Consider the following 22098-nt stretch of genomic DNA (forward strand, 5'->3'; position numbering starts at 1 on the left):
GATTCGTGAAGTTCTATAGTGATAAGAGTATTGGAATAAAGCATAAATGACCTTTAAAAAAAGTCATTTATTGTAGCGAAAGAGGGTGGTTATTTACCTTTTCCGGCAAATGGAACTAGAGCACTTCCCCATGTTAATCCACCGCCGAACGCATCGAGGAGCATCAAATCACCCTCTTGTAAACGCCCTGATTCATAGATGTCGTTGATTGCCATAGGGATAGAGGCACCGGAAGTATTACCGTATTTTTCTACCGTGAGTACCACTTGCTCCTCTTTGAGTTCAAGTGCGTCACCTACCGCTTTGATGATGCGGTAATTGGCTTGATGGGGGACGAAGTGTTTAATGGTAGATGAAGCGATACTATTTTGTTCTAAAATATCGATAACGTCACTGGTGAGGGTACGAACCGCTACTTTAAAGGTTTCATTCCCTTTCATACGCATAAAGCATCCTGCCGCTTCACGGTCAAGCTCATCGTGCGCTGAGCCGCTTCCACCGTTCGGTGTCATCAATAAATCGGCAAATGAACCATCTGAACCCGTGTGAATATCGATGATGGCCTCTGCTTTATTGTTTGTTGCACTGATTACCGCTGCGCCAGCACCGTCACCGAAGAGGATACAGGTTCCACGATCGGTGTAGTCGGTAATCGTGCTAAGGCGTTCAGCTCCTACGATGAGGACATTTTTCTTCATTCCCGATTCGATAAATGCTTTTGCAATGCTCAGAGCATAGACAAATCCGGTACAGGCAGCGGATACGTCAAAAGCGGTGATTTTTTCTAGACCGAGTTTTGTAGCGATGATAGTTGCTGTTGAGGGCATACAAAAATAATCGGGGGAGATCGTTGCACAGATGAGCATATCGATTTGGCTTTTATCGATTCTTGAGCGCTCAATCGCTTTTTCAGCCGCTTTAACTCCCATGTCACTGGTTGTTTCGTTTTCTGCAGCAATATGACGCTCTTTGATTCCGGTGCGTTTTGTAATCCACTCATCCGTGGTATCTACCATTACTTCAAGCTCAGCATTGGTAAGGATTTTAGAGGGAACATAAGCTCCGATGGAACGAAACGCAGCGTACATAATTAGCCTTTATAAGGGATCGACGTTTATTTTTTTAGCTCTTCTAGACGTTTTTCAATGTGTTCATTTACGCCGGTATTGACATAAAGAATCGCTTGAAAAATAGCATTTTTAATCGCTTTTGGATTACTTTTACCGTGACTAACGATAGCGCACCCTTTGATACCAACCAAAGGTGCTCCTCCGATTTCAGCATAATCAATCTGCTTTTTGAGTAATTTAAATACTTTACGCATCAACAGTGCACCGGTAATTGCAACCGGCGATTTTCGGATATACTCTTTAATAAAGTAACCGATCGTTGAAGCGACTCCCTCGGATGCTTTGAGAACGAGGTTACCAATAAATCCGTCACAAACGATGACATCACAGCTGCCATCGAAGATATTGTTACCTTCTACGTTACCGATGAAGCCTTTTTGACCTTCAAGCAATTTAAACGTCTCTTTGGTGACTTCGTTTCCTTTGGAATCTTCTTCACCATTAGCCAGTAATCCTACGCGGGGATTCTCTAGTTTGAACATATCTTGAGCGTAGTAGTACCCCATAATGCCAAATTGAAAAAGGTGTTCTGCTTTACAATCAACATTGGCACCGGCATCCATCAAGATACTGCGTTTGCCACTTTTGGTCGGCATTGAGGTTACCAATGCAGGACGCAAAACATTTTTGAGCCGTCCGAGGCGCAGTGTTGCCAATGTCATGGTTGCACCGCTATGACCCGCACTGACAACACCATCTGCTTCACCGTTGCGGACCAGTTCAATTGCTTTATAGATAGAGCTTTCTTGACGTTTGAGTGCGTCAGTAGCAGCGTCACCCATGTCGATAACATCATTCGCTTCGACAATTAAAATCTTATCTTTATAGCCCTTGGGTAATAAAGATAAAATCTCATCTTTTTTACCAACTAGAATTGCTTGAAAACTCTTTTCTCTAAGTGCTTCAAGTGTACCTTTAACAATCGGTTCGGGACCGAAGTCCCCGCCCATTGCATCAATTGCAATTCTAATCATCGATTATTTATACTCACCGGTTGTTGGATTAACATAGTGAGACAATTTGTACGTGCCGTCTTTATCTTTAACCGGACGTGCAAGAGAAATTTTATAGTGAGTTCTGCGTTTTGCGGCGCGTGAATGACTCACTCTTCTTTTAGGTACTGCCATAGTATTTATCCCTTTCTTTTTTAGATTTAAACACCAAGGAGATATATCCCCTTGGCTATGTTAACACTGTATTTCCTTAGAGAGGATACCCAGTTTTGCATTTAGAACTCCCGATCTAACGAGGTCCCTTCGCAGTTTTTGCAACAAAAATAGTCGCTTTTGATCAGTTCGATTTCCGATTTTAGAAGCTCTTCCAAGTCAATCATTGATTGGTCAATTTCGACGACATCTAACTCTTCGTCGTTTCCTTCATAAATCCCATCGCTAAGGCAAAAAGAGATATCTTCGTTTAAAGATCTTTCTACCTCTTCGGCACAAAGGTCACAGGGAATCGAAATACTCCCTGTAATTGTACCGTTTAATTGGGCAAGATTGCTTTTTTTCAGGATTAAATCACCTGAAAAATGAGCATTGTCACTATTTGCCTCAAAATGAAGCGGTTGTGAGCCCAATTTTCTAAATGCTATTTTCATGGCAATTACGAAATTTCGCGCCCTGAAAAGAAAAATGCGATTTCAATTGCCGCATTTTCAGCAGAGTCACTTCCGTGAACTGCATTTGCATCGATATTTTCAGCGAAATCTGCACGAATAGTTCCCGCTGCTGCTTCTTTAGGGTTTGTTGCACCCATCAAGTCACGGTTTTTAAGAACAGCATTTTCACCCTCAAGAACGGTGATAACAACCGGGCCGCTTACCATAAAGTCAACGAGATCGTTGAAGAAAGGGCGTGCAGCGTGTACTGCGTAAAACGCTTCTGCGTCTTGACGTGAGAGTTGAACTTTTTTCATAGCCGCGATTTTAAGGCCGTTACTTTCGAAACGATCCAAAATTTTACCGATGACACCTTTTGCTACGGCGTCTGGCTTGATGATTGACAATGTTTGTTCCATCAATGCTCCTGTTTTGTGTGTAAAAAATAGAACGGGATTATAGCGAAACAATAATTTAAGTAAGATTAAAGATGAAGAAAGAGAGAAATAAGGGTAAAAAGTGCGTAACCAAAAGGAAAAAATTCCTTTTGATCATGAAATGTATTAGTTAACGACGTTTGCTTTTGAAGAACGCATATCAGCGGTAACATCATCACGGTGAGCTGGGCTAGCACCGATTTCATCCCATGTAATACAACCCTCAGTAGGGCACGCTGTCGCACATGCAGGCTCATCATGGTGCCCGACACACTCGACACATTTGTCAGCATAAACGTAATAGACTTCTTCACCTGTTGGGTTATCGTCCTCGTCTACAATCGCTTCTACCGGACACTCGTCGATGCAAGCGCCGCAGTTAATACAGGTATCATTAATGACTACTGCCATAGGGTTCTCCTTGGTTGATAAATATGAGGTAACTATAACAGAAGAATTTTAAACCCACCTAAAAAATAAGGCGGGTGAATGAAGATTATTTGCAGAGTGTTACGGAAGTCTAAGTTAGAGACCTAGATAGGCTTTGATTGCATCCACTTTGTCTGTTTTTTCCCATGTGAATTCAGGAAGTTCGCGTCCAAAATGACCATATGCTGCTGTTTTTCGATAAATCGGGCGCAGCAGATCAAGCGATTCAATGATCCCTTTTGGGGTAAGATTGAATAGCTCTTTAACGCACGCTTCGATTTTTTCTTCGCTCACGACGGCGGTTCCGTGGGAATTAACCATAATGGAGATGGGTTGAACAACCCCGATGGCATACGATACTTGAATTGTTGCTCTCTCACATGCGCCGGATGCGACAAGATTTTTAGCAACATAGCGGGCAGCGTAAGCGGCAGAACGGTCCACTTTAGTCGGGTCTTTTCCGCTGAAGGCACCACCGCCGTGAGGACATGCCCCGCCGTAAGTATCCACGATAATTTTACGTCCCGTAAGTCCTGCATCGCCTTGAGGACCGCCAATAACGAATTTTCCTGTAGGATTGATATGATAGACGATATTTGGAGACATGAGTTCAGCGGGGATTACATATTTGATCACTTCTTCAATAACATCGGCATGAAGCTTTTCCTGAGAAATTTCAGGGGCGTGCTGAGTTGATACAACAACCGTCTCAACGGATACCGGTTTATCATCAACGTATTTGATACTTACTTGGGTTTTGCCATCGGGACGAAGGTATGGGATGATCCCCTCTTTGCGTACTTGCGCCAAACGCTCTGCAAGACGATGAGAGAGGTAAATCGGCAACGGCATTAATACTTCGGTCTCTTTGCATGCGTAACCAAACATCAATCCTTGGTCTCCCGCACCGATTTCACCGTCTTCTTGGTCAACGCCTTGGTTGATATCCGGTGATTGCTCCCCGATACCGTTCAAAACAGCGCATGAGCGGTAATCGAATCCATAAGTTGCATCGGTATAACCGATTTCACGAACGACTTGGCGAGCGATCTCTTGCATTGGGGCATAAGCTGTAGTCTTAAGCTCACCGGCTATAACACAAAAACCGTTTGAAACAAGGGTTTCACAGGCTACGCGTGCTTTAGGATCGTGTTCGATGATGTAGTCTAAGATTGCATCACTTATCTGATCTGCCATTTTATCGGGATGTCCCTCGGTGACCGATTCAGAGGTGAAAATGTATTCTTTAGGCATATATATCCTTAGAGGAAATGTTAAATATTTGTGGTTGAGCGGATTATATCGTATTGTGTTTTAAGTTTTTTAAATGCTTTGCAGATAATCTCGTTCCCAAAAGAAATCGATCCAATCCGTAGCTTCATGTAAGAAAAAGTCGGGTTGAACAAGTGCAGTAGGTTTCATAAATAGGGTTGCAATTTTAAAATCGCAATGGGAATATTCTGCAGTTAAAATAGGGATAAGAGTTGCGAGTGTTTGTCCACTGTCCACAATGTCATCAACTATGAGAACCCGTTTGGAATTACTAAGATCGCACATTCCTAAAATCGTAACGTTTTCACGTTGTGTATCACCATCGTAGCTCTCTACACGGATACTTTGTAGATTACGGATATTTAAACTCATGGAGAGGGCATGCGCGAGCGTCATCCCTCCGCGTGCTATGGCGATAATGGTGTCTGGTTGGAAGGATGTGCATTGTTCGCCCAATATTTGGATGTCGGCACAAAATCGTTTATAATCATAGTATATCATTTTGAAATCATATCATAAGGGCATCTGCGCTATAATAAAATATCAATTAAAGCGCAGCACTAAAACGCAACATAAGCGCAGCCAATCGAGATTAGCGTCTCGCAAAGGCATAAATACTAGGAAGTCTATGAAAAAATTAGCGATTATCGGTCGTCCGAACGTCGGGAAAAGTTCTCTATTTAACCGTTTGCTCAAACAACGTGATGCGATCACTTCTGAGCAAGCAGGGACGACACGTGATGTCAAAAAACGTGTTGCCGTAGTGGTGGACAAAGAGGTCGAAATTCTCGATACGGGTGGATTGGATGAGGGGTGTGAGCTCTTTGATCGAATCAAAGAAAAATCTCTCAAAGCGGCACATGAAGCGGACATTATTCTCTTTATGGTGGACGGTAAGAGTCTCCCCGAAGAGGATGATAAAAAGCTTTTTTATGAACTTGAATCGATGGGAAAAGCGATTGCGTTGGTGGTTAATAAAATCGATAATGACAAGATGCAAGAGAAGCTTTGGGAATATTATGAGTTTGGAACCGAACGCATTTTTGGTATTTCGGTATCTCATAACCGTTCAGTTTTGCCTCTTTTAAATTGGATCGCTTCGGAACTTCCTGAATCTGCTATCGTTAAACCTGAAGCCGAAATGGCAGAAGATGATGATATGGATGGATTCGATGCGGCATTAAAAGCCTCTTCGGATGATGAAGAATTCGATGAGGATGAGGACGATGGGTTCTTTATTCCTGAAGAGGATGATGAAGAAGAGGAAACCTCGATCGAAGCACTCGAAGAGGCGTATCGCGGAATCGTCAAAGAGTACGAAGCGGGTGATGTTAATCAGATGAAAGTAGCGATCATCGGTCGTGTCAACGTCGGGAAAAGCTCATTGCTTAACGCATTGCTTGGAGAAGATCGTTCGGTGGTTAGTTCTGTCGCGGGGACAACCATCGACCCAATCGATGAAACGATAGAGTATGCGGATAAACAGATTACTTTTATTGATACCGCAGGGATTCGTAAACGGGGGAAAATTCTCGGAATCGAAAAATACGCCCTTATGCGTACCGAAGAGATGTTGGAAACGGCAGATATTGCCCTCCTTGTTCTCGATGCGTCACAGCCGTTTATGGATTTGGATGAGAAAATCGCAGGGTTTGTCGATAAAAATCGTCTCGCGTGTTTGATCGTTCTTAATAAATGGGATATGGCACCGCGAGAGGACTATGACAAAATCATCGCAGAAGTACGCGATCGCTTTAAATTTTTGAGTTATGCCCCAATCGTTACCATCTCCGCACAGAGTAAGCAACGGGTACATAAAATCTTTGATATGCTCCTCAAAATCAATGAGAACTATTCACAGCGTATCTCTACCGGTAAACTCAACGAGGTTATCCAAACTGCAATGCGCAAACATATCTTGCCGAGTATCAACGGTATGAATATCCGTCTTTACTTCGCAACGCAGTACGATATCCGCCCACCGCGTATTGCGCTCATCATGAACAAACCGCAAGGATTGCATTTCAGTTATCGCCGATATTTGACGAATCAGTTACGAGAGCAGTTTGATTTCGAGGGGACTCCGGTACTCTTCAAAGCGAAAGCGAAAAATACTAATCGAAGACCAAAACCGCATAAAACTCGGTCGATGTGGTAAGTTCCACTCCCTTATTTCGATAATTCTCCCGTTCGTGGTGAGCTTGTCGAACCATGAACTCCCTCCGTTTACCCTTCGACAAGCTCAGGGCGAACGGATGCCTTCTTCGTCATTCCCGACTTGATCGGGAATCTAGCTTTAATATACATACAAAATTTACTCATCGGTTACGCTATAATTTACTTTGAAACAAAAAATCATAATTATGAGTGAAAATATGAATATGCGAAAAGAAATCGAAAGATTAATCTATTGGTATGCACCAGCTATTATAGTTGCTTTGCTTATAGATTATATATTGACATCATACATCAAAGCATCTCATGATTTATCCTCGATTATCTTATGGTCTTCGATAGGGATAAGTATTGTATTCAGCCATTTGCATCATGTAGTGGTTGCTATTTGGCTTTATGTTATATCTAAACAATTGAATCAAAAATATATTTTATGGTCATTTTTTGGATTAGTAGCTCATTTATTCGCGGCAGTAATTTTTCTTGTTTTATATGTTTATGAAAAAAATGAGATGGATTCTCGTTCAAGTCGGGAATGACGAGACGAAAAGATTTAATTCTCCCGTTCGCCCTGAGCTTGTCGAAGGGTGAATAATATACACATAGATGTTCATGGTTCGACAAGCTCACCACGAACGGAGACATCTAAACCGACTTAGCCAACCTCGACACCTCTTCCCAATCCCCTCGAATCATCGCCTCTTTCTTTTTACGGCTCCACCCTTTTATCTGTTGTTCCGATGCTAAAGCTTCTTGACGAGTAGGAAATTCTTGCGAGAAAACTAATGTGAGGGGATGGCGTTTGAATGTGTAACAGCTCGGTATCGCCCCGCTTATATGTTCAGCGAGACGTTTTTCGAGATTATCGGTGTGACCTGTGTAGTAACTGTTGTCGGAGCAGTGGAGGATGTAGACGTGAAAAGGCATGATTGTCCTTTATTATTCCGTTCGCCCTGAGCTAGTCGAAGGGTGAATATTTATAAGGGGATGTTCATGGTTCGACAGGCTCACCACGAACGGGAGAAATAAAACTCCGTTTACCCTTCGACAGGCTCAGGGCGAACGGAGAAAGAACACGAACGGAGAGAGTTAAAACGGTTTAACGACGACGAGAGCAACGATCCCCATCAGTAAGAGCGTCGGAATTTCATTATATATCCGAAAAAACTTTCCACTTTTATAGGCTGTGTTCTCTTTGAGCTTGAGGCGGTAATGTCCGAGAGAGAAAAAATAGGCGGTCAAAACAGCTACTAGCGTCAGTTTGGCGTGCATCCATCCCCCCATTTGAAATACATTAACCCCGTTATACTGCTGTGTCGACATAGCGATCAACGCAATCCCGGAGAGTAATGTTGCCCAAAAAGAGGGAACTCCGATGTATTTATAAATCTTCATCTCCATCACTTCGACGACCTCGATAAATCCTTGATTCGTTCCATTTTCAACGTGGTAAACGAAAAGACGGGGGAGATAAAAGAGCACCGCAAACCATGAAACCATCGAAATAATATGAAACCAAAGCATCCAATTGTACATGCTTACCATCCTGTGAGTGTGAAATTAAACGGTAGGGTATCTAAAAAAGATTAATCGCTATAGGTGTTTTTTGACAAAAGCGATAATTTGAGGAGTCGGTAAGGCACCGCTGAACTGATCGACGATACGGTTATTTCTAAAGGCGATGACCGTGGGGATGGATCGGATACCGAAACGTCCTCCGAGATGCTGCTGCTCTTCGGTGTTGATTTTTATAAATTGGGCTTTGAGGGGAAATTGACGTGCCGCCTCTTCGAACGAGGGTGCCATGCTTCGACACGGTCCACACCACGGTGCCCAAAAATCAGCGATAATAAGTCGTTCATCATTGAGCATTAACCGATCAAACGACGATGCGTCTACGGAGATGGGTTTGGTATCGAGAAGGGAGCCTTTGCAGTGACCGCAGGCGGCTTTTGCATAAGTCTCTTTTAGAGGAATGGCATTTACGCCCCCGCAATGGGGGCAAACGACATTGATTTTAGACATGGATTACTCCGCAGCCTCTTCAACAAGCTCAATTTCACGAAGCGAGGTGGCATGGTGATCTTTGACTTTGTCATGGAGGCGGCGAAGAGCTTTGTTGGCACGCTCAATTGCCATATCGATGGCAGTATCTATATCTTCATCGACATCGGAAATAACGACGGGTTGTGCATGGGCGATGTGCATGTCAAATTCGACACCGACCCCTTTTTTCTCTTTGGTGATCATAACATTGACCGTTGTAATGTCTAAATGATAACGCTTGAAATTTTCAATAGCGAGTGCAATATGGTCGTTTAGATGTTGAGTAAGTTTTATTTCTTTGGAGCGAATTTGGACATTCATTGTAAATCCTTTTGTGTTGAACTATGGAAAAATATAGCATATCTTTTCTTAAGAGGAAGCTTAAGAGACTCTGCGGTAAAATTACTTTATGTTCAAGGAGTTATTGTGCGAGTATTAACGGGTATTCAACCATCAGGTGATTTACATATTGGGAACTATTTCGGTTCGATCAAAGCAATGATCGAATCACAAAACGATCATGAGGTATTTGCGTTTATCGCCAATTATCATGCGATGAGTTCTCTCAGCGAGGGTGAGCGGTTATCTAAGCTGACAATGCAAGCGGCAACGGATTTTTTAGCGCTGGGGATGGACCCGCAGAAAAGTACCTTTTGGGTACAGTCGGATGTGAAAGAGGTGCTAGAGCTTTATTGGGTCCTCTCCGGCTTTACTCCGATGGGATTGTTGGAGCGGGCCCACAGCTACAAAGACAAAGTAGCCAAAGGGATTGCAAGTAATCATAGTCTTTTTTCCTATCCTGTCCTCATGGCGGCTGACATCTTGTTGTTCGGCTCAGAGGTGGTACCTGTTGGGAAAGATCAGATTCAGCACGTTGAGATTGCCCGTGATATCGCGATCAAGTTTAACAACCAATACGGCGATATTTTTACGATCCCAGAGTTTCGTGTCGATGAGAACGTAGCCACCGTTCCGGGAATCGACGGGCAGAAGATGTCGAAGAGTTATGGCAATACGATTCCGATTTTTAGTGAAGAAAAAATGCAGTCCAAGATTATCAAAAAGATTGTGACCGAAGCGGTACCGATGGAAGATCCGAAAGAATTTGAGGGGTGCAATGTCTATAACATCGCCAAACTCTTTTTGGATTATGAAGAGTGTTCAGCACTTCAAGATCGCTATAAGCGAGGCGGCGAGGGGCATGGTCATTTCAAACTCTATACTCATGATGTGATTTGGGAATACTTTCGTCCCTATCGTGAACGTCGTGAGCATTTCGAAAACAATCAAGACGAAGTGCGTGAACTTTTGAAACTGGGTGCGGCAAAAGCGAGTGCTCAAGCGCAACCGATTATGGAAAAAGTCCGTTCGGTTACGGGTATTACGTACTAAAGGAAACACAAATGAAAAATTATATTATCAAACAAATCGCCGATTCGGCAGCGACCAAGCAAGCTATTTTAGAAAATGAGGCACTTTTGGAGATGATCGTCACCGTAGCGCAAGCGTGTGTGGAAGTGTATCGTCACGGCAAAAAAACAATGTTGGCAGGAAATGGCGGTTCGGCGGCTGATGCACAGCATATCGCAGCGGAATTGGTGGGGCGTTATGGGTTTGATCGTCCCTCTATCCCCTCATTGGCACTGACAACCGATACCTCTAACCTTACGGCAATCGGAAACGATTACGGCTATGACAAAGTATTCTCCCGTCAGTTGGAGGGGATGGCGCAAGAGGGTGATCTTTTTATCGGTATCTCCACGTCGGGAAATTCGCAAAATATCATTAACGCGTTTGAATCGGCGAAAGATCGAGGTGTGACTACGGTTGCCCTCGTCGGACGTGACGGTGGCAAAATGGCAGCGATGGCCGATTATGCGATTATTATCCCCTCTAATGCTACGCCACGTATCCAAGAGTCTCATATTTTGATCGGACATATCCTCTGCGATATCATCGAAAAAGAGCTTTTTGGCGGCGGAGTAGCATAAGGTGAATAAAGCCCTGTTTCTGGATCGTGACGGTGTTGTAAATATTGAGAAAAATTATCTGCATAAAATCGAAGATTTTGAACTTATGGATGGAATCGTAGAGGTATGTCGTGCTTATGCAGAGCAAGGATATCTCATTATTATCGTTACCAATCAATCGGGGATTTCACGGGGCTATTACACCGAGGAAGATTTCGCTCATCTGAGCCGATGGATGGTGGAACATTTTAAAGGGCTTGGTATTACGATTACCCATATTTATCATTGCCCTCACCATGAGAGTATTGACGGTACCTGTGACTGTCGTAAGCCTGAACCGGGAATGTTTCTCTCTGCACAGAGAGAATATGAGCTTGATATGGCGGCATCAGTGATGATCGGAGATAATGAACGAGATATTGAAGCTTCACTTAAAGCGGGGGTCGGGATGAATATTCTCTTATCTACAGAAGCCGATAGTTCAAAAGCGAATACAATAATCCACTCATTACGGGAGTTACTTTGATGCGTATCATTAATACGGGCGGCACATTTAACAAGCGGTATGATCCGATACGTGGAGAATTGTTTGTTCCAAAAGATAATGCAGCGGTTGAAGCAATATTGGGTTCTTTGGCGGTTGATATTTCTCTTCAAGGAGTTATTTATAAAGACTCTTTGGAGATGGATAATCACGATCGCTCCTTGTTGGCACAAACGATCATGCATGCCGATGAAAAAACGATTATCGTAATTCATGGAACCGACACGATGGATCTAAGTGCAACTTATGTGGACAGTTTAGGATTGGATAAAGTTGTTGTGTTTACCGGTGCAATGATCCCTTTTGGTATTGATCCGATAGAGGCTACGGCAAATATGGCAATGGCGATGGGATATGCACAACATGCACCGGTAGGGGTGCACATTGTGATTCAAGGTGTTATGAGCAGTTTTAAACAGGTTAAAAAAAATAAGATCGCAGGGAAGTTCGAATATGTCTAAAGTTAAATGCGATCACTGTCATCTGGAATTTAGCGATGATGTAATGATCCATGATGGTGAATATCGCTTTTGTTGCAATGGGTGTCGCGGAATTTTTCACCTCCTCAAAGATGAAGGGTTGGAAAGTTTTTACTCTAAAATGGGGGATACAACCCTCTCTCCTCCTACTGAGCAGTTCGAAGCGAGTTCCAATTTCGATACCCCTGCGTTTAGTGAGCGGTTTGTAACGACCACCAAAGAGGGGCTTTCTCAAGTCTCTTTAGTCATCGAGGGGATACATTGTGCAGCGTGTGTATGGCTCAATGAAAAGGCACTCCATAAAATGGAAGGGGTTATCGAGGCGCATATCAACTATACGAACAATAAAGCGCGTATTACGTGGAACCCTGAATCGGTCAAGCTCTCTGCAATTATCGATATGATCCGTGCCATCGGATACAACGCATTCCCGTATGACTCTTCACTTCAAGAAGTACGTGCCAATAAAGAGCGGAAAGATTATTATCTCCGTATGGCGGTTGCAACGTTTGCGACGATGAATATGATGTGGATTGCCGTGGCTCAATACGCGGGGTATTTTACGGGAATTACACAAGATATTAAGACCATTTTGAATATTGCCGAGTGGGTGTTGGCGACTCCGGTACTCTTTTACAGCGGATGGATTTTTTATCGTGGTGCTTATTACGGGTTGCGTAATCATGCAGTGACGATGGATTTACTCGTCGTTACGGGATCGAGTTTGGCCTATCTCTATTCTATCTATATCACCCTGTTTGAAAAAGGGGAAGCCTATTTCGATTCGGTGGCGATGATCATCACCTTTGTCCTCTTTGGAAAATTTCTCGAGGTGCTTAGCCGTAAAAATGCCGCCGATACCCTCGATATCATCGGTAAACATATTCCGCGCGAAGTGAGTATTGTGGAGGGGGAGTCTATCCGCTCCGTCGATGTGAATGAGGTAAAAGTAGGAGATGTGATACTTATCCGAAGCGGTGAACGTTCCGCAATTGACGGCGAAGTGATTTCAGGGGAGGGGAGCTTCGATGAAAGTAATCTCACGGGAGAATCGGAGCCGATCTTTAAACGTCTTGGGGACAAAATCATCAGTGGAACGACGAGTATCGATGCCCTGATCCATTATCGTTCTACCAAAGATTTTGCCCACTCGACCCTCTCTAATCTTGTCAACTTGCTCGAGAATGCTATGGCGCAGAAACCCTCGATTGAGCAGCTGGCGAATCGCCTCTCTCAGCATTTCTCTTCCACCATTTTATTTTTGGCGATAGCAACCTTTTGGACATGGTATTTTTGGCCGCACACCTTTGACCGCTCCCTCATGGTGGGGATCTCGGTTATTATCATCGCGTGCCCGTGTGCGCTGGCTCTTGCGACTCCGGTGGCGACGTTGGTAGGATTGGCACTCGGGGCTAAGCGGGGGATTTTGTTTAAATCGGCGGCACAGATCGAGACGATGGCAAAAGCAACGATGGTAGTTCTGGATAAAACGGGGACGATCACGATGGGACGTCCTGAAGTGGTTTATGCCACGATTCACACCCCTTTTGATACGGGTGCTTTGCATACTCTCGTCTCCTCCTCGAAGCATCCGATCAGTCGAGGGGTGATGGAGTATCTGGAACGGAGTGAAGAGAGTATTGAGCCCGGCACTATCGAAGAGGCGCGCGAGATTCCCGCTCGCGGAATGGTTGGACGCTCTAAGGGGGCTATGATCGCCGGGGGGAATGCCCTTTTGATGCAAGAACTCGGGATTGAAGTGGGTTCTACGAGCGATAAAAGTATTTTTTATTATGCCGTAGAGAATCGATTGGTTGCGATGTATGAGTTACGCGACCTTCCGAAAGAAAAAGGACGAGAGTCTATCGAAGTTTTGAGAAACTTGAATCTTCGTGTGGTGATGCTGACGGGAGATCATGAAGCGGCGGCTCTGAGAGTTGCTCATGAGGTCGGGATTGAAGAAGTTTATGCGCATTTAACCCCTGATGGTAAAGCGGACTTTATCGAGTCAGCTCATGCGCTGGGACATATTGTCGTGATGGCGGGGGATGGGGTTAATGACCTGTTGGCACTGGCTGCTTCGGATATCGCGATTGCGATGGGAAATGGCAGTGATATCGCGATCGAGGTGAGTGATGTGGTATTGATGAACGATTCGTTGACTTCGCTCGCCGAAGCATTCGTGATCAGCCGTAAAACCTATGGGCTTATCAAACAAAACCTTGGGATTTCACTCGTCTATAATTCGATTACGATCCCTCTTGCGATGATGGGGTATGTGATCCCTCTCATTGCCGCGATTTCAATGTCATTTAGTTCGCTCCTCGTTGTCGGAAACTCGATGCGAGTACGTTGGTTGTATAAATAAAGGTAAAATTGTAAGTGCGGTTTACTGCGCGCGGGTTCTCTGCCGAAGAGAACCCAGTGTTAACGTAACCAAAGGGATGTATTCCTTTGGTGTATAAAAGGTAGGTTATTATGGATTCTTGGGTAGTGGCAATGATGCTCGGTGCATCGCTTTTTTTAGGGGCTATCGCATTGGCCGCATTTTTATGGGGAATCAAAAACGGTCAGTTTGACGATGAGAAAAAAATGATGAATCAAGTACAGTATGATGATGAGAGTGAACTCAACGATGCAGCGAATCAACAGCGTAAAAAAGAGTCAGTGAATAAAACTGAAGCGTATCGACCGGAGTAAAAAGGTCTCTACTTTTGGGTCATTTCATTCACCAGTTTTTTACATAAAAGTTTTTTAATCCGTTTGTGATTGATCTCTAAAATCTCATAACTACAAATTTCGTCATTGGTAATATCACCAACTTCAGGTAATCGACCGATCAGGTTAAAAACTCTTCCGCCAATCGTTACCGATTGCTCTGCTTCATCAAAAACGGCTTCCATAATCTCTTCAACTTTTTCAAGATTAACCATCCCGTCAAATTCATACGTATACTCATCAATTTTACGGATCATTTCATTGTTGCTATCGTGTTCATCGCTAGTGTCTCCGACAATCTCTTCGAGGATGTCTTCCATCGTCAGTAATCCTGATGTGCCGCCATATTCATCTACGACCAAAGCAATATGGATACGTTCTTTATTCATTTTTGTCAAAATATTGGAAATCGAAGCATTTTCAGGGACCATGATAATTGGTCTGGCAAACTGAGCCATATCAACAATTTGATGGTTCAACGCGCTATTTAGCAAATCACGGGTATGAATCATACCGCTAATATTATCTTTACCGCCGTGGCAATAGGGATATCGGGTATAGCGTGTTGTTGTGATCAGAGAAACATTCTCTTCAAACGATTTTTCCGAATTGATACACACCATATCTTTTCTCGGAGTCATAATCTCTCTCGCTACGGTTTCAGAGAAATCAACGGCATTTTTGATGATTTCACTCTCTACGGAGTCGATGTATCCACCTCTGAAACTTTCATTGACGATGATTCGAATCTCCTCTTCAGAGTGAGCTAACTCATGTTCGGATGCTGGTGTAATGCCCATTCTTTTGAGAAAAAATGAGGCCACGATATCGAAAAAGCGGATAAGGGGAAAAAACAAAAGCCAAAATAGGTATAAAGGTTTCGCGATGATCAACGCCATTGTTTCCGCTTTTGCAATAGCGACCGATTTAGGAATCAGCTCTCCAAAAACAACGTGTAGAAAAGTAATAACAGTAAATGCGATGGTAAAACTAACCGTATGCAATAATACAGGGTTGTCTCCAAAGAAATAGGTAAAAGTCGGTTCGATCAGCCTCGCTAGTGCTGGTTCACCGATCCAACCTAAAGCAAGAGACGAGAGGGTAATTCCCAGTTGTGTAGCACTGAGATAGGTGTCAAGGGAATTTGACATCTTGAGTGCTAAAGAAGCATTGGGTTTGCCTTGTTTTGCCATCTCTTCGAGCTTGCTACGCCTCACTTTGACGATAGCAAATTCCGAAAGGACGAAAAAACCGTTGAGTAAAACTAAAAATAATGCTGCAATAACCATTGCAGCGGATCGTAAATCCGATTCCAAAAAACCTCTTTGATATAATTTTTATGATTATGACCAATAATGCATAATCGAGTTTCGGTATTATAGTGGAGTAAAGTTATAATATTGTTTAAAATTTTTGAAAACAAAAAAAATTAATTTCTCGTTGCTAGACGCATTATTTTAAAGGAACGGAGATTTGTTAGGATGAAGTGCGGTTTGCTGCACGTGAGCTCTCTGCTGAAGAGAACCTAGCGTTAGCGTAGCAAAGGGGGCTTTGCTCCCTTTGTGAATTAAATAATTACTTAATTCCTGCGATGTAAGAAGCAAGAGCTTTGATATCAGCATCTGACATAGTAGCAACTTGACCTTTCATCAATGCACCCATACCGGCTTTGTTCAAAGTACCAGCTTTGTAACCTTTGAGTGAAGTTTCGATAGCACCAGCTGATTGACCTTTAACAACTGCAGATTTACCAAGAGCTACTTTTTCGAAGCTAGCACCATGACAAGCAGCACATTTACCAGCCAAAGCTTTTCCATCAGCAGCCATCAAAGATACGCCAGCGAACAACATTGCAAGAGCAATTTTTTTCATTTGTTTTCTCCATTAAAAATTTGAACGCTATTATATTCCTATCAATCTTAAATCACTCTAACTGTTTAACCTTTAATAAAGAGTTTGTTACAATATGACACTACCTTTATCTAAGGACTCTTTATGCGCTACAGTGACGTAGATTTAAACCGAAAAACCATTTTGATCACGGGAGGGGCTGGTTTTATTGGCTCAAACCTCGCTTTTTATTTTCAGGAGCATTTTCCACAAGCTCATATTGTAGTATTGGATCTTTTTCGCTCTAATTTGACTCTCTCCAACGGAAACCTCAAAAGTTTCGGACATTTCAAAAATCTTCTCGGATTTAGCGGTGAAGTGATTAGCGGTGATATTAATGATCAATTGCTCCTTGCAAAGCTTGCCCAAAATTATAAATTTGATTATATTTTTCATGAAGCAGCCATTTCGGATACAACGGCATTAGAACAAGATCTCATGATCCAAACGAACGTCAATGCGTTTAAAGACCTACTCGATATCGCCGTTGTACACGGAGCTAATATGATTTATGCTTCATCCGGTGCAACGTACGGTGATGCTCCCTCTCCACAACGTGTTGGACGAGAAGCTCCTCAAAATGTTTACGGTTTCTCGAAACTGATGATGGATCATTTAGCCCATCAATACGCTTCGGCTCACGATCATATCAGTATCGTCGGATTGCGTTATTTCAATGTTTACGGCCCGAGAGAATTTTTTAAGAACAAAACCTCGTCGATGGTGGTGCAGTTCGCTCATCAGCTTTTAGCGGGAAAAAATCCGAAACTTTTTGAAAACTCTGATGCTATTTTGCGTGATTTTATTTACATCGAAGATATTATCCAAGCCAATATCCTCGCCATGCACCCAAAAGAAAGCGGTGTATTTAATGTCGGTACGGGTAAAGCGCGCTCATTTCAATCGATGGTCGATATTCTGCAACGTGAACTAGGGACATCGTATGTTTGCGAATATATTCCGAACCCATACGTTGGGCGTTATCAGTTTCATACCGAAGCGGATATTGAAACGACGCAGAGTGTGTTAGGGTATAACCCACGGTTTGAATTTGAGGAGGGGATCGCTGCGTATGTCCCGGAGATCAAGCGTCTATTTGAGCAGGAGCTTTCATGAAATCGTTACACAACGCTCAGCCTCATATCCTCGTCATCGGAGATTTGATGATTGATCACTATTTGTGGGGAGGGTGTGAACGAATCAGTCCTGAGGCTCCAGTACAGATTGTGGATATTACGCGTGAAACGACCGTTTTGGGAGGTGCGGGGAATGTTATTAACAATCTTGTCGCGCTAGGTGCACGTGTAAGCGTTGCCGGTGTGATCGGCAATGATGAGAATGGAAAAGAACTCCTCTCGATGCTCGCTTCTATCGGAGCTTCTAGCAAAGGATTAATACTCCAGCAGGGACGAAAAACTTCCAAAAAAAGCCGAGTTATCGCTTCGAACCAACAGATTTTGCGTTACGACAATGAATCCAAAGAGGTGATTGATAAAATGAGTGAACGCTCCATCGTCTCGTATGTGATTGATGTGATCGATAGTTGTGACATTATTATCCTCTCCGATTATGGAAAAGGGGTCATTACCGACGCGGTTGCCGGCGGAGTGATCGCGGCGGCAAAAGCGGCAAGTAAAAAGGTGTTGGTTGATCCAAAAGGGAAAGACTATCGTAAGTACCGTGGGGCATATCTCCTAACTCCGAATAAAAAAGAGGCTTCTGAAGCGACCGGTATTGTTATTAATGATGAGAAAAGTTTACAAAAAGCTCTCATAAGTCTGAAAGATACCTGTTCATTGGAATGTTCGATGATTACCCTCTCGGAAGATGGGATAGCTATCTATGACAAGAGCATGCGCCGTTTTCCAACGGTTGCTAAAGAGGTTTATGATGTCACAGGTGCAGGGGATACGGTAATCGCATCACTTTCGTTTGCCCTTAGTTGCGGGTATACCATTGATGAAGCCGCGCCGTTTGCGAATCATGCAGCTGCCGTTGTTGTCGGAAAAATTGGCTCAGCTACGGTCACCTTGAATGAAATAGAAGTGTATGAATCTAGCTTACATCAAAGTACGTCGGACAAGCATATCAAAACCAAAGAAGAGATTTATCTTCTCGCTAAGCGCTTGAAATCTGAGGGGAAAAAGGTTGTATTCACCAACGGCTGTTTTGATATTCTCCATGTGGGGCATGTTAAATATCTTCAAGAGGCGAAAAGTTACGGAGACGTGTTGATTGTAGGGGTTAACTCTGATAGTTCGGTAAGAGAACTCAAAGGGCCAACTCGCCCCGTAAACAGTGAAGCCGATCGTGCCTATATTTTAGCGGCTCTCGAATCGGTCGATTATGTGGTGTTATTTAGTGAAGAGACACCGCATGAATTGATTAAAAATATTGCACCCGATATTTTGGTAAAAGGGGGCGATTATGAAGGCAAAAGCGTCGTTGGAGCGGAATTTGCTGGAGAATTACGATTGGTGCAGTTTGTAGATGGTAAAAGTACCACCGCTACGATTGCACGTATTAATGAAGGAACAACATGTTAAAAAAAATAGTTTTAATGGCTCTAATCAGCAGCGGCGCTTACGCAGCGCATCAAATCGAAGCAAATGTAAATGATAAAGAGGTTGAAGGGCAAATTCGTCTTGATATGGGGCGTATGGGAAATGCGATGAGTAATACCTATATCGGTGCTCGATTTTTAAACGGGGATAATAACAATTCTCAAACAATCAATGATCCCGATCCGTTGATGGAGGTGTCATTTATGGTGATGCGTCCGGTTCAGGGAGTTCCTGGACTCAGATTAGGTCTAGGGATCAAAGGTGAATATACGACTATCGACGGTCGTCGTTATGCGGCTATTCCGCTGGGGGCAGAAGCGGAATTGGAATTACCTATTAATGCTCCATTCCCTGTTTATCTCGGCGGAGCACTCTATTATGCTCCATCGGCATTGAGTTTTAAAGAGGGGGATGGTTATTTGGAAACCCGTATTCATCTCGATGTTGAACCGATTGAAAATGGACGACTTGAAGTGGGGTATCGCAAGATCGATACGGATCTCAAAAGTAGTGATGTGACGTATAATGATTCGTGGTATTTTGGGATGAGACTCGATTTTTAACCTACTTTTTTAGACCGGTAAAAAAGTAGCAAAAAAGCCTCATCCCCTAAGCAAACCGCTCGTGCATCGTTTGGCACTTCTGCCACGAACACGGCTTTTTGGATGCTTAGAGGATAAATTACATTAGTTTTTTTACCGCTTCTATAACTTCTTCAGCCGTAATGTTTTTCATACACTCATGATGTCCTAGCGGGCACTCACGCTTCATACACGGTGCACACTTCATATCATGTCGAACAATATAGCTTTTCTCATTCATCCACTGCGATGTCTCCAAATGGCGTGTCGGACCAAATATTGCGACGGTCGGCACTTGATAGGCTGCTGCAACGTGCATAGGACCACTGTCGTTGGTGATAAAGAGATCCAATCCACCGATAAAACTGCACAGTTCGGCTATGGATGTTTTTCCTGCGAGATTGGTGATATTGATTCCATTGAGACGTGATTCAATATCGTTCGCCATCCCCACTTCATTGGGTCCACCAAAGAGAATTATGTCAAAACGATCACTATACGCCCGTGCCACTTCGGCAAATTTTTCGGGATACCACCGTTTGGCACTGCCGTACGTTGCCCCGGGATTGATTCCAAGCGTTGGACGTGAATAGTGATGGGATGGGATATGAAGTTTTAAATGTTCGATTACGAGAGGTTTACGGGTTAGGGATTGAGCTATATCTCGGTATTGCTCTACCAGATGAGCGGGGTGTGATGGTTTGATGGGGTGATTGAGCAAAAATGACGTATGCCAGCTTTTCCGCCCCGCTGTGATCGGTGTATCACTCCAAAACAGTAAAAGAGAGGAGTGGAGTTGATTACGAAACGTAATCGCCATATCGTGTTTGCCTAACGCTTTAGCAAATCGGTAGGTATTGAGAAAGCGGTTCCCTTGTTTTTTTGTTTCATCAACATAATGACGTTTGCATAGGGGATGATATTTAAGTGCTTCGATACTGACGTAGGAACCGACCAGCGTCAGCTCTGCATCAGGATAGAGGGTGCAAAGCGCTTCGATCGCAGGTGTCGCCATAACGGCATCGCCGAGCCAATTTGGGAGGATAATGAGAATTTTCATAGAGGTTCCAGCGCGGTAGTGTAATAAATTGGTGAACTGCTCAGATTCAAGGTATCAGTGTTTTCACACTTTCCATCCCTATAGGTCACTTCTACCGCTTCGGTTAATGGGACGTCGAGTGTTCCAGATTCGAGCCATTCGATGTGTAAAAGCCCATGCGGTGTTTCGCATAGCATCGTGTGGCGTCCTTGTTTGATACCATACCCCACCATCGATGCTTCTCTCATTTGCTCTAGCATCATTTTATAGGCAAAAAAAGCGCTCCGCTTACGGATGATACCCTCACGATTGTCGATCAATCCATATCCCGGAGCGATGAGTTGATGCCAATACACGCTCGATGCGTGCTGTGAGGCAAAGGCGAGGAGGTGGTAGCGAACCATAAAATCGGCATATTCCTCTTCACTCACGCATTCATGTTCACTGGTAGGAGCATAAGGGGCGGTATTGGTGATCGGCCAGTTGGTTTCGGTGATGATAATCTCCCCATTGCTTTTAGGGGACATTTGCGCGAGTGTGGCAAGGAGACGGATTTTTTCGACGAGGTTAAACCCCATTTGAAGATTTTCAGGGGCACCACGACGATCGACGTAGAGGAGGCTCCCAATCGCATCGTATCGAATATTTTTCCAGTTAAAGAGGGTATGGGCGCTAAAATGGAATTCAAAATCGATGACCTGTGAGCCGATTAGTTTGAGGTGGGGAAAGCGTTTTTGTTTGAGGTCATACGCAATCGCGTAAAAATCGAGATATTCATTGACGCTAAAAAATCCCCATTTTGAGCGGTTAATAGTACTTCCGATCACATAGGTAGTGCATATCCCCTCTAATGCTTCAAAAATCTGGATGAAATGATCTCTGCTCATATCAGGGGTTGTGACGTGTTCGCGATCTTGGAGCAGCGCAACGGTGATCTGCTTGTTTTCAAAACTGCGAATAAACGTTACGTATTCATGGAGCCGCTCCATTTCCCATAACGGAATACGGATGAGAAGCTTTTGAACCCCAAGTTCATCGATGAGGTAGGGTGTCGTATTGGGTTCTTTATCCAGATTGACCCCCATACCGAAGAAATCATCCCCTCTAATGTCTCTACGTTTTAAAAAAGGGATGGCGAAGATGGCAATAGGTAAAGTGATTAGAGCAATTAAAAAGGTTTTAATCAAAGAGAAAAGGGCACTGCGGCGCATGGTGCGTTTGAGT

At 43.6% G+C, this 22098-nt stretch carries 27 protein-coding genes; 11 read left to right on the forward strand and 16 right to left on the reverse strand.

The annotated features are described in order from the left end of the window. Positions 1-89: 89 nt before the first annotated feature. The 8 genes from PHR02_RS08435 to PHR02_RS08470 form a co-directional block, all read right to left on the reverse strand. The gene (locus PHR02_RS08435; RefSeq protein WP_299991036.1) at positions 90-1088 is read right to left on the reverse strand and encodes a beta-ketoacyl-ACP synthase III; all 999 of its coding nucleotides are present in this window, start codon (positions 1086-1088) and stop codon (positions 90-92) included. Positions 1089-1114: 26 nt separating this feature from the next. After that, positions 1115-2104, reverse strand: coding sequence for a phosphate acyltransferase PlsX (gene plsX / locus PHR02_RS08440; RefSeq protein ID WP_299991038.1), 990 nt, complete (start codon positions 2102-2104; stop codon positions 1115-1117). A 3-nt stretch (positions 2105-2107) separates the two neighbouring features. Continuing rightward, complete coding sequence (gene rpmF, locus PHR02_RS08445) at positions 2108-2257, reverse strand: 50S ribosomal protein L32 (protein ID WP_013461018.1); 150 nt, start codon at positions 2255-2257, stop codon at positions 2108-2110. 101 nt (positions 2258-2358) lie between these two features. Continuing rightward, entirely contained in the window at positions 2359-2730 is a 372-nt protein-coding gene (locus PHR02_RS08450) for a YceD family protein (RefSeq protein ID WP_299991040.1), read from the reverse strand. 5 nt (positions 2731-2735) lie between these two features. Beyond that, a complete protein-coding gene (gene ndk, locus PHR02_RS08455; protein ID WP_294897272.1) occupies positions 2736-3149 on the reverse strand; it encodes a nucleoside-diphosphate kinase in 414 nt (137 codons plus the stop codon). 144 nt (positions 3150-3293) lie between these two features. Then, positions 3294-3578, reverse strand: coding sequence for a 4Fe-4S dicluster domain-containing protein (locus tag PHR02_RS08460; RefSeq protein ID WP_299991042.1), 285 nt, complete (start codon positions 3576-3578; stop codon positions 3294-3296). Between the two features lie 114 nt (positions 3579-3692). Continuing rightward, positions 3693-4850, reverse strand: a complete 1158-nt coding sequence (gene metK, locus PHR02_RS08465; protein WP_299991044.1) for a methionine adenosyltransferase — start codon at positions 4848-4850, stop codon at positions 3693-3695. 69 nt (positions 4851-4919) lie between these two features. Continuing rightward, positions 4920-5369 (reverse strand): phosphoribosyltransferase family protein, encoded by a 450-nt coding sequence (locus PHR02_RS08470; protein WP_299991046.1) that lies wholly within the window; start codon positions 5367-5369, stop codon positions 4920-4922. A 127-nt stretch (positions 5370-5496) separates the two neighbouring features. Between PHR02_RS08470 and der the strand changes: the two genes are divergently transcribed. Together der and PHR02_RS08480 are read left to right on the forward strand one after the other, a co-directional pair. Further along, the gene (der, locus tag PHR02_RS08475) at positions 5497-7026 is read left to right on the forward strand and encodes a ribosome biogenesis GTPase Der (RefSeq protein ID WP_299991047.1); all 1530 of its coding nucleotides are present in this window, start codon (positions 5497-5499) and stop codon (positions 7024-7026) included. A gap of 205 nt (positions 7027-7231) precedes the next feature. Continuing rightward, positions 7232-7582: a hypothetical protein gene (locus tag PHR02_RS08480; protein WP_299991048.1), complete on the forward strand. Its 351-nt coding sequence runs from the start codon at positions 7232-7234 to the stop codon at positions 7580-7582. A 106-nt stretch (positions 7583-7688) separates the two neighbouring features. On the opposite strand, the gene PHR02_RS08485 is transcribed toward PHR02_RS08480, so the two are convergent. From PHR02_RS08485 to raiA, 4 genes are all read right to left on the reverse strand, one after another. Continuing rightward, positions 7689-7970, reverse strand: a complete 282-nt coding sequence (locus PHR02_RS08485) for a GIY-YIG nuclease family protein (RefSeq protein ID WP_299991050.1) — start codon at positions 7968-7970, stop codon at positions 7689-7691. Positions 7971-8132: 162 nt separating this feature from the next. Next, the gene (locus PHR02_RS08490) at positions 8133-8579 is read right to left on the reverse strand and encodes a CopD family protein (RefSeq protein WP_299991052.1); all 447 of its coding nucleotides are present in this window, start codon (positions 8577-8579) and stop codon (positions 8133-8135) included. Positions 8580-8636: 57 nt separating this feature from the next. After that, positions 8637-9068 (reverse strand): thioredoxin TrxC, encoded by a 432-nt coding sequence (gene trxC / locus PHR02_RS08495; RefSeq protein ID WP_299991054.1) that lies wholly within the window; start codon positions 9066-9068, stop codon positions 8637-8639. A gap of 3 nt (positions 9069-9071) precedes the next feature. Further along, entirely contained in the window at positions 9072-9410 is a 339-nt protein-coding gene (gene raiA, locus PHR02_RS08500) for a ribosome-associated translation inhibitor RaiA (protein WP_299991056.1), read from the reverse strand. 105 nt (positions 9411-9515) lie between these two features. Here raiA and trpS point away from each other — a divergent pair, with 105 nt between their 5' ends. The 6 genes from trpS to ccoS all read left to right on the forward strand — a co-directional run bounded on the left by trpS (position 9516) and on the right by ccoS (position 14782). Continuing rightward, a complete protein-coding gene (gene trpS, locus PHR02_RS08505; protein ID WP_299991058.1) occupies positions 9516-10481 on the forward strand; it encodes a tryptophan--tRNA ligase in 966 nt (321 codons plus the stop codon). An 11-nt stretch (positions 10482-10492) separates the two neighbouring features. Next, entirely contained in the window at positions 10493-11080 is a 588-nt protein-coding gene (locus tag PHR02_RS08510; protein WP_299991059.1) for a D-sedoheptulose 7-phosphate isomerase, read from the forward strand. A 1-nt stretch (position 11081) separates the two neighbouring features. Further along, complete coding sequence (gmhB, locus tag PHR02_RS08515) at positions 11082-11585, forward strand: D-glycero-beta-D-manno-heptose 1,7-bisphosphate 7-phosphatase (protein WP_299991061.1); 504 nt, start codon at positions 11082-11084, stop codon at positions 11583-11585. Next, the gene (locus PHR02_RS08520; RefSeq protein WP_299991062.1) at positions 11585-12064 is read left to right on the forward strand and encodes an asparaginase domain-containing protein; all 480 of its coding nucleotides are present in this window, start codon (positions 11585-11587) and stop codon (positions 12062-12064) included. Before gmhB ends, PHR02_RS08520 begins: the two co-directional genes overlap by 1 nt. Continuing rightward, on the forward strand, positions 12057-14450 hold the full coding sequence (locus tag PHR02_RS08525) for a heavy metal translocating P-type ATPase (RefSeq protein ID WP_299991063.1): 2394 nt from the start codon (positions 12057-12059) through the stop codon (positions 14448-14450). Before PHR02_RS08520 ends, PHR02_RS08525 begins: the two co-directional genes overlap by 8 nt. Positions 14451-14560: 110 nt before the next feature. Beyond that, positions 14561-14782: a cbb3-type cytochrome oxidase assembly protein CcoS gene (gene ccoS / locus PHR02_RS08530; protein ID WP_299991065.1), complete on the forward strand. Its 222-nt coding sequence runs from the start codon at positions 14561-14563 to the stop codon at positions 14780-14782. Between the two features lie 8 nt (positions 14783-14790). On the opposite strand, the gene PHR02_RS08535 is transcribed toward ccoS, so the two are convergent. Together PHR02_RS08535 and PHR02_RS08540 are read right to left on the reverse strand one after the other, a co-directional pair. Beyond that, complete coding sequence (locus tag PHR02_RS08535; RefSeq protein WP_299991081.1) at positions 14791-16089, reverse strand: hemolysin family protein; 1299 nt, start codon at positions 16087-16089, stop codon at positions 14791-14793. Between the two features lie 286 nt (positions 16090-16375). Further along, on the reverse strand, positions 16376-16672 hold the full coding sequence (locus PHR02_RS08540) for a c-type cytochrome (protein WP_299991068.1): 297 nt from the start codon (positions 16670-16672) through the stop codon (positions 16376-16378). Between the two features lie 123 nt (positions 16673-16795). Between PHR02_RS08540 and rfaD the strand changes: the two genes are divergently transcribed. The 3 genes from rfaD to PHR02_RS08555 are packed head-to-tail and all read left to right on the forward strand — an operon-like array spanning position 16796 to position 19817. Then, the gene (rfaD, locus tag PHR02_RS08545) at positions 16796-17806 is read left to right on the forward strand and encodes an ADP-glyceromanno-heptose 6-epimerase (protein WP_299991070.1); all 1011 of its coding nucleotides are present in this window, start codon (positions 16796-16798) and stop codon (positions 17804-17806) included. Then, entirely contained in the window at positions 17803-19236 is a 1434-nt protein-coding gene (gene rfaE1 / locus PHR02_RS08550; protein WP_299991073.1) for a D-glycero-beta-D-manno-heptose-7-phosphate kinase, read from the forward strand. The genes rfaD and rfaE1 overlap by 4 nt, the downstream gene beginning before the upstream one ends. Next, a complete protein-coding gene (locus PHR02_RS08555) occupies positions 19230-19817 on the forward strand; it encodes a YfaZ family outer membrane protein (protein ID WP_299991075.1) in 588 nt (195 codons plus the stop codon). The genes rfaE1 and PHR02_RS08555 overlap by 7 nt, the downstream gene beginning before the upstream one ends. A gap of 118 nt (positions 19818-19935) precedes the next feature. Here PHR02_RS08555 and waaF read toward each other — a convergent pair whose 3' ends face one another. Then, a complete protein-coding gene (waaF, locus tag PHR02_RS08560; RefSeq protein WP_299991077.1) occupies positions 19936-20895 on the reverse strand; it encodes a lipopolysaccharide heptosyltransferase II in 960 nt (319 codons plus the stop codon). Beyond that, a partial coding sequence (locus PHR02_RS08565; protein WP_299991079.1) for a glycosyl hydrolase occupies positions 20892-22098 on the reverse strand: 1207 nt, incomplete at its 5' end. The genes PHR02_RS08565 and waaF, both read right to left, overlap by 4 nt.

Origin of the sequence: Sulfuricurvum sp., from assembly GCF_028688295.1 — a bacterium.
In the GTDB taxonomy this organism is placed as follows: Bacteria; Campylobacterota; Campylobacteria; order Campylobacterales; family Sulfurimonadaceae; genus Sulfuricurvum.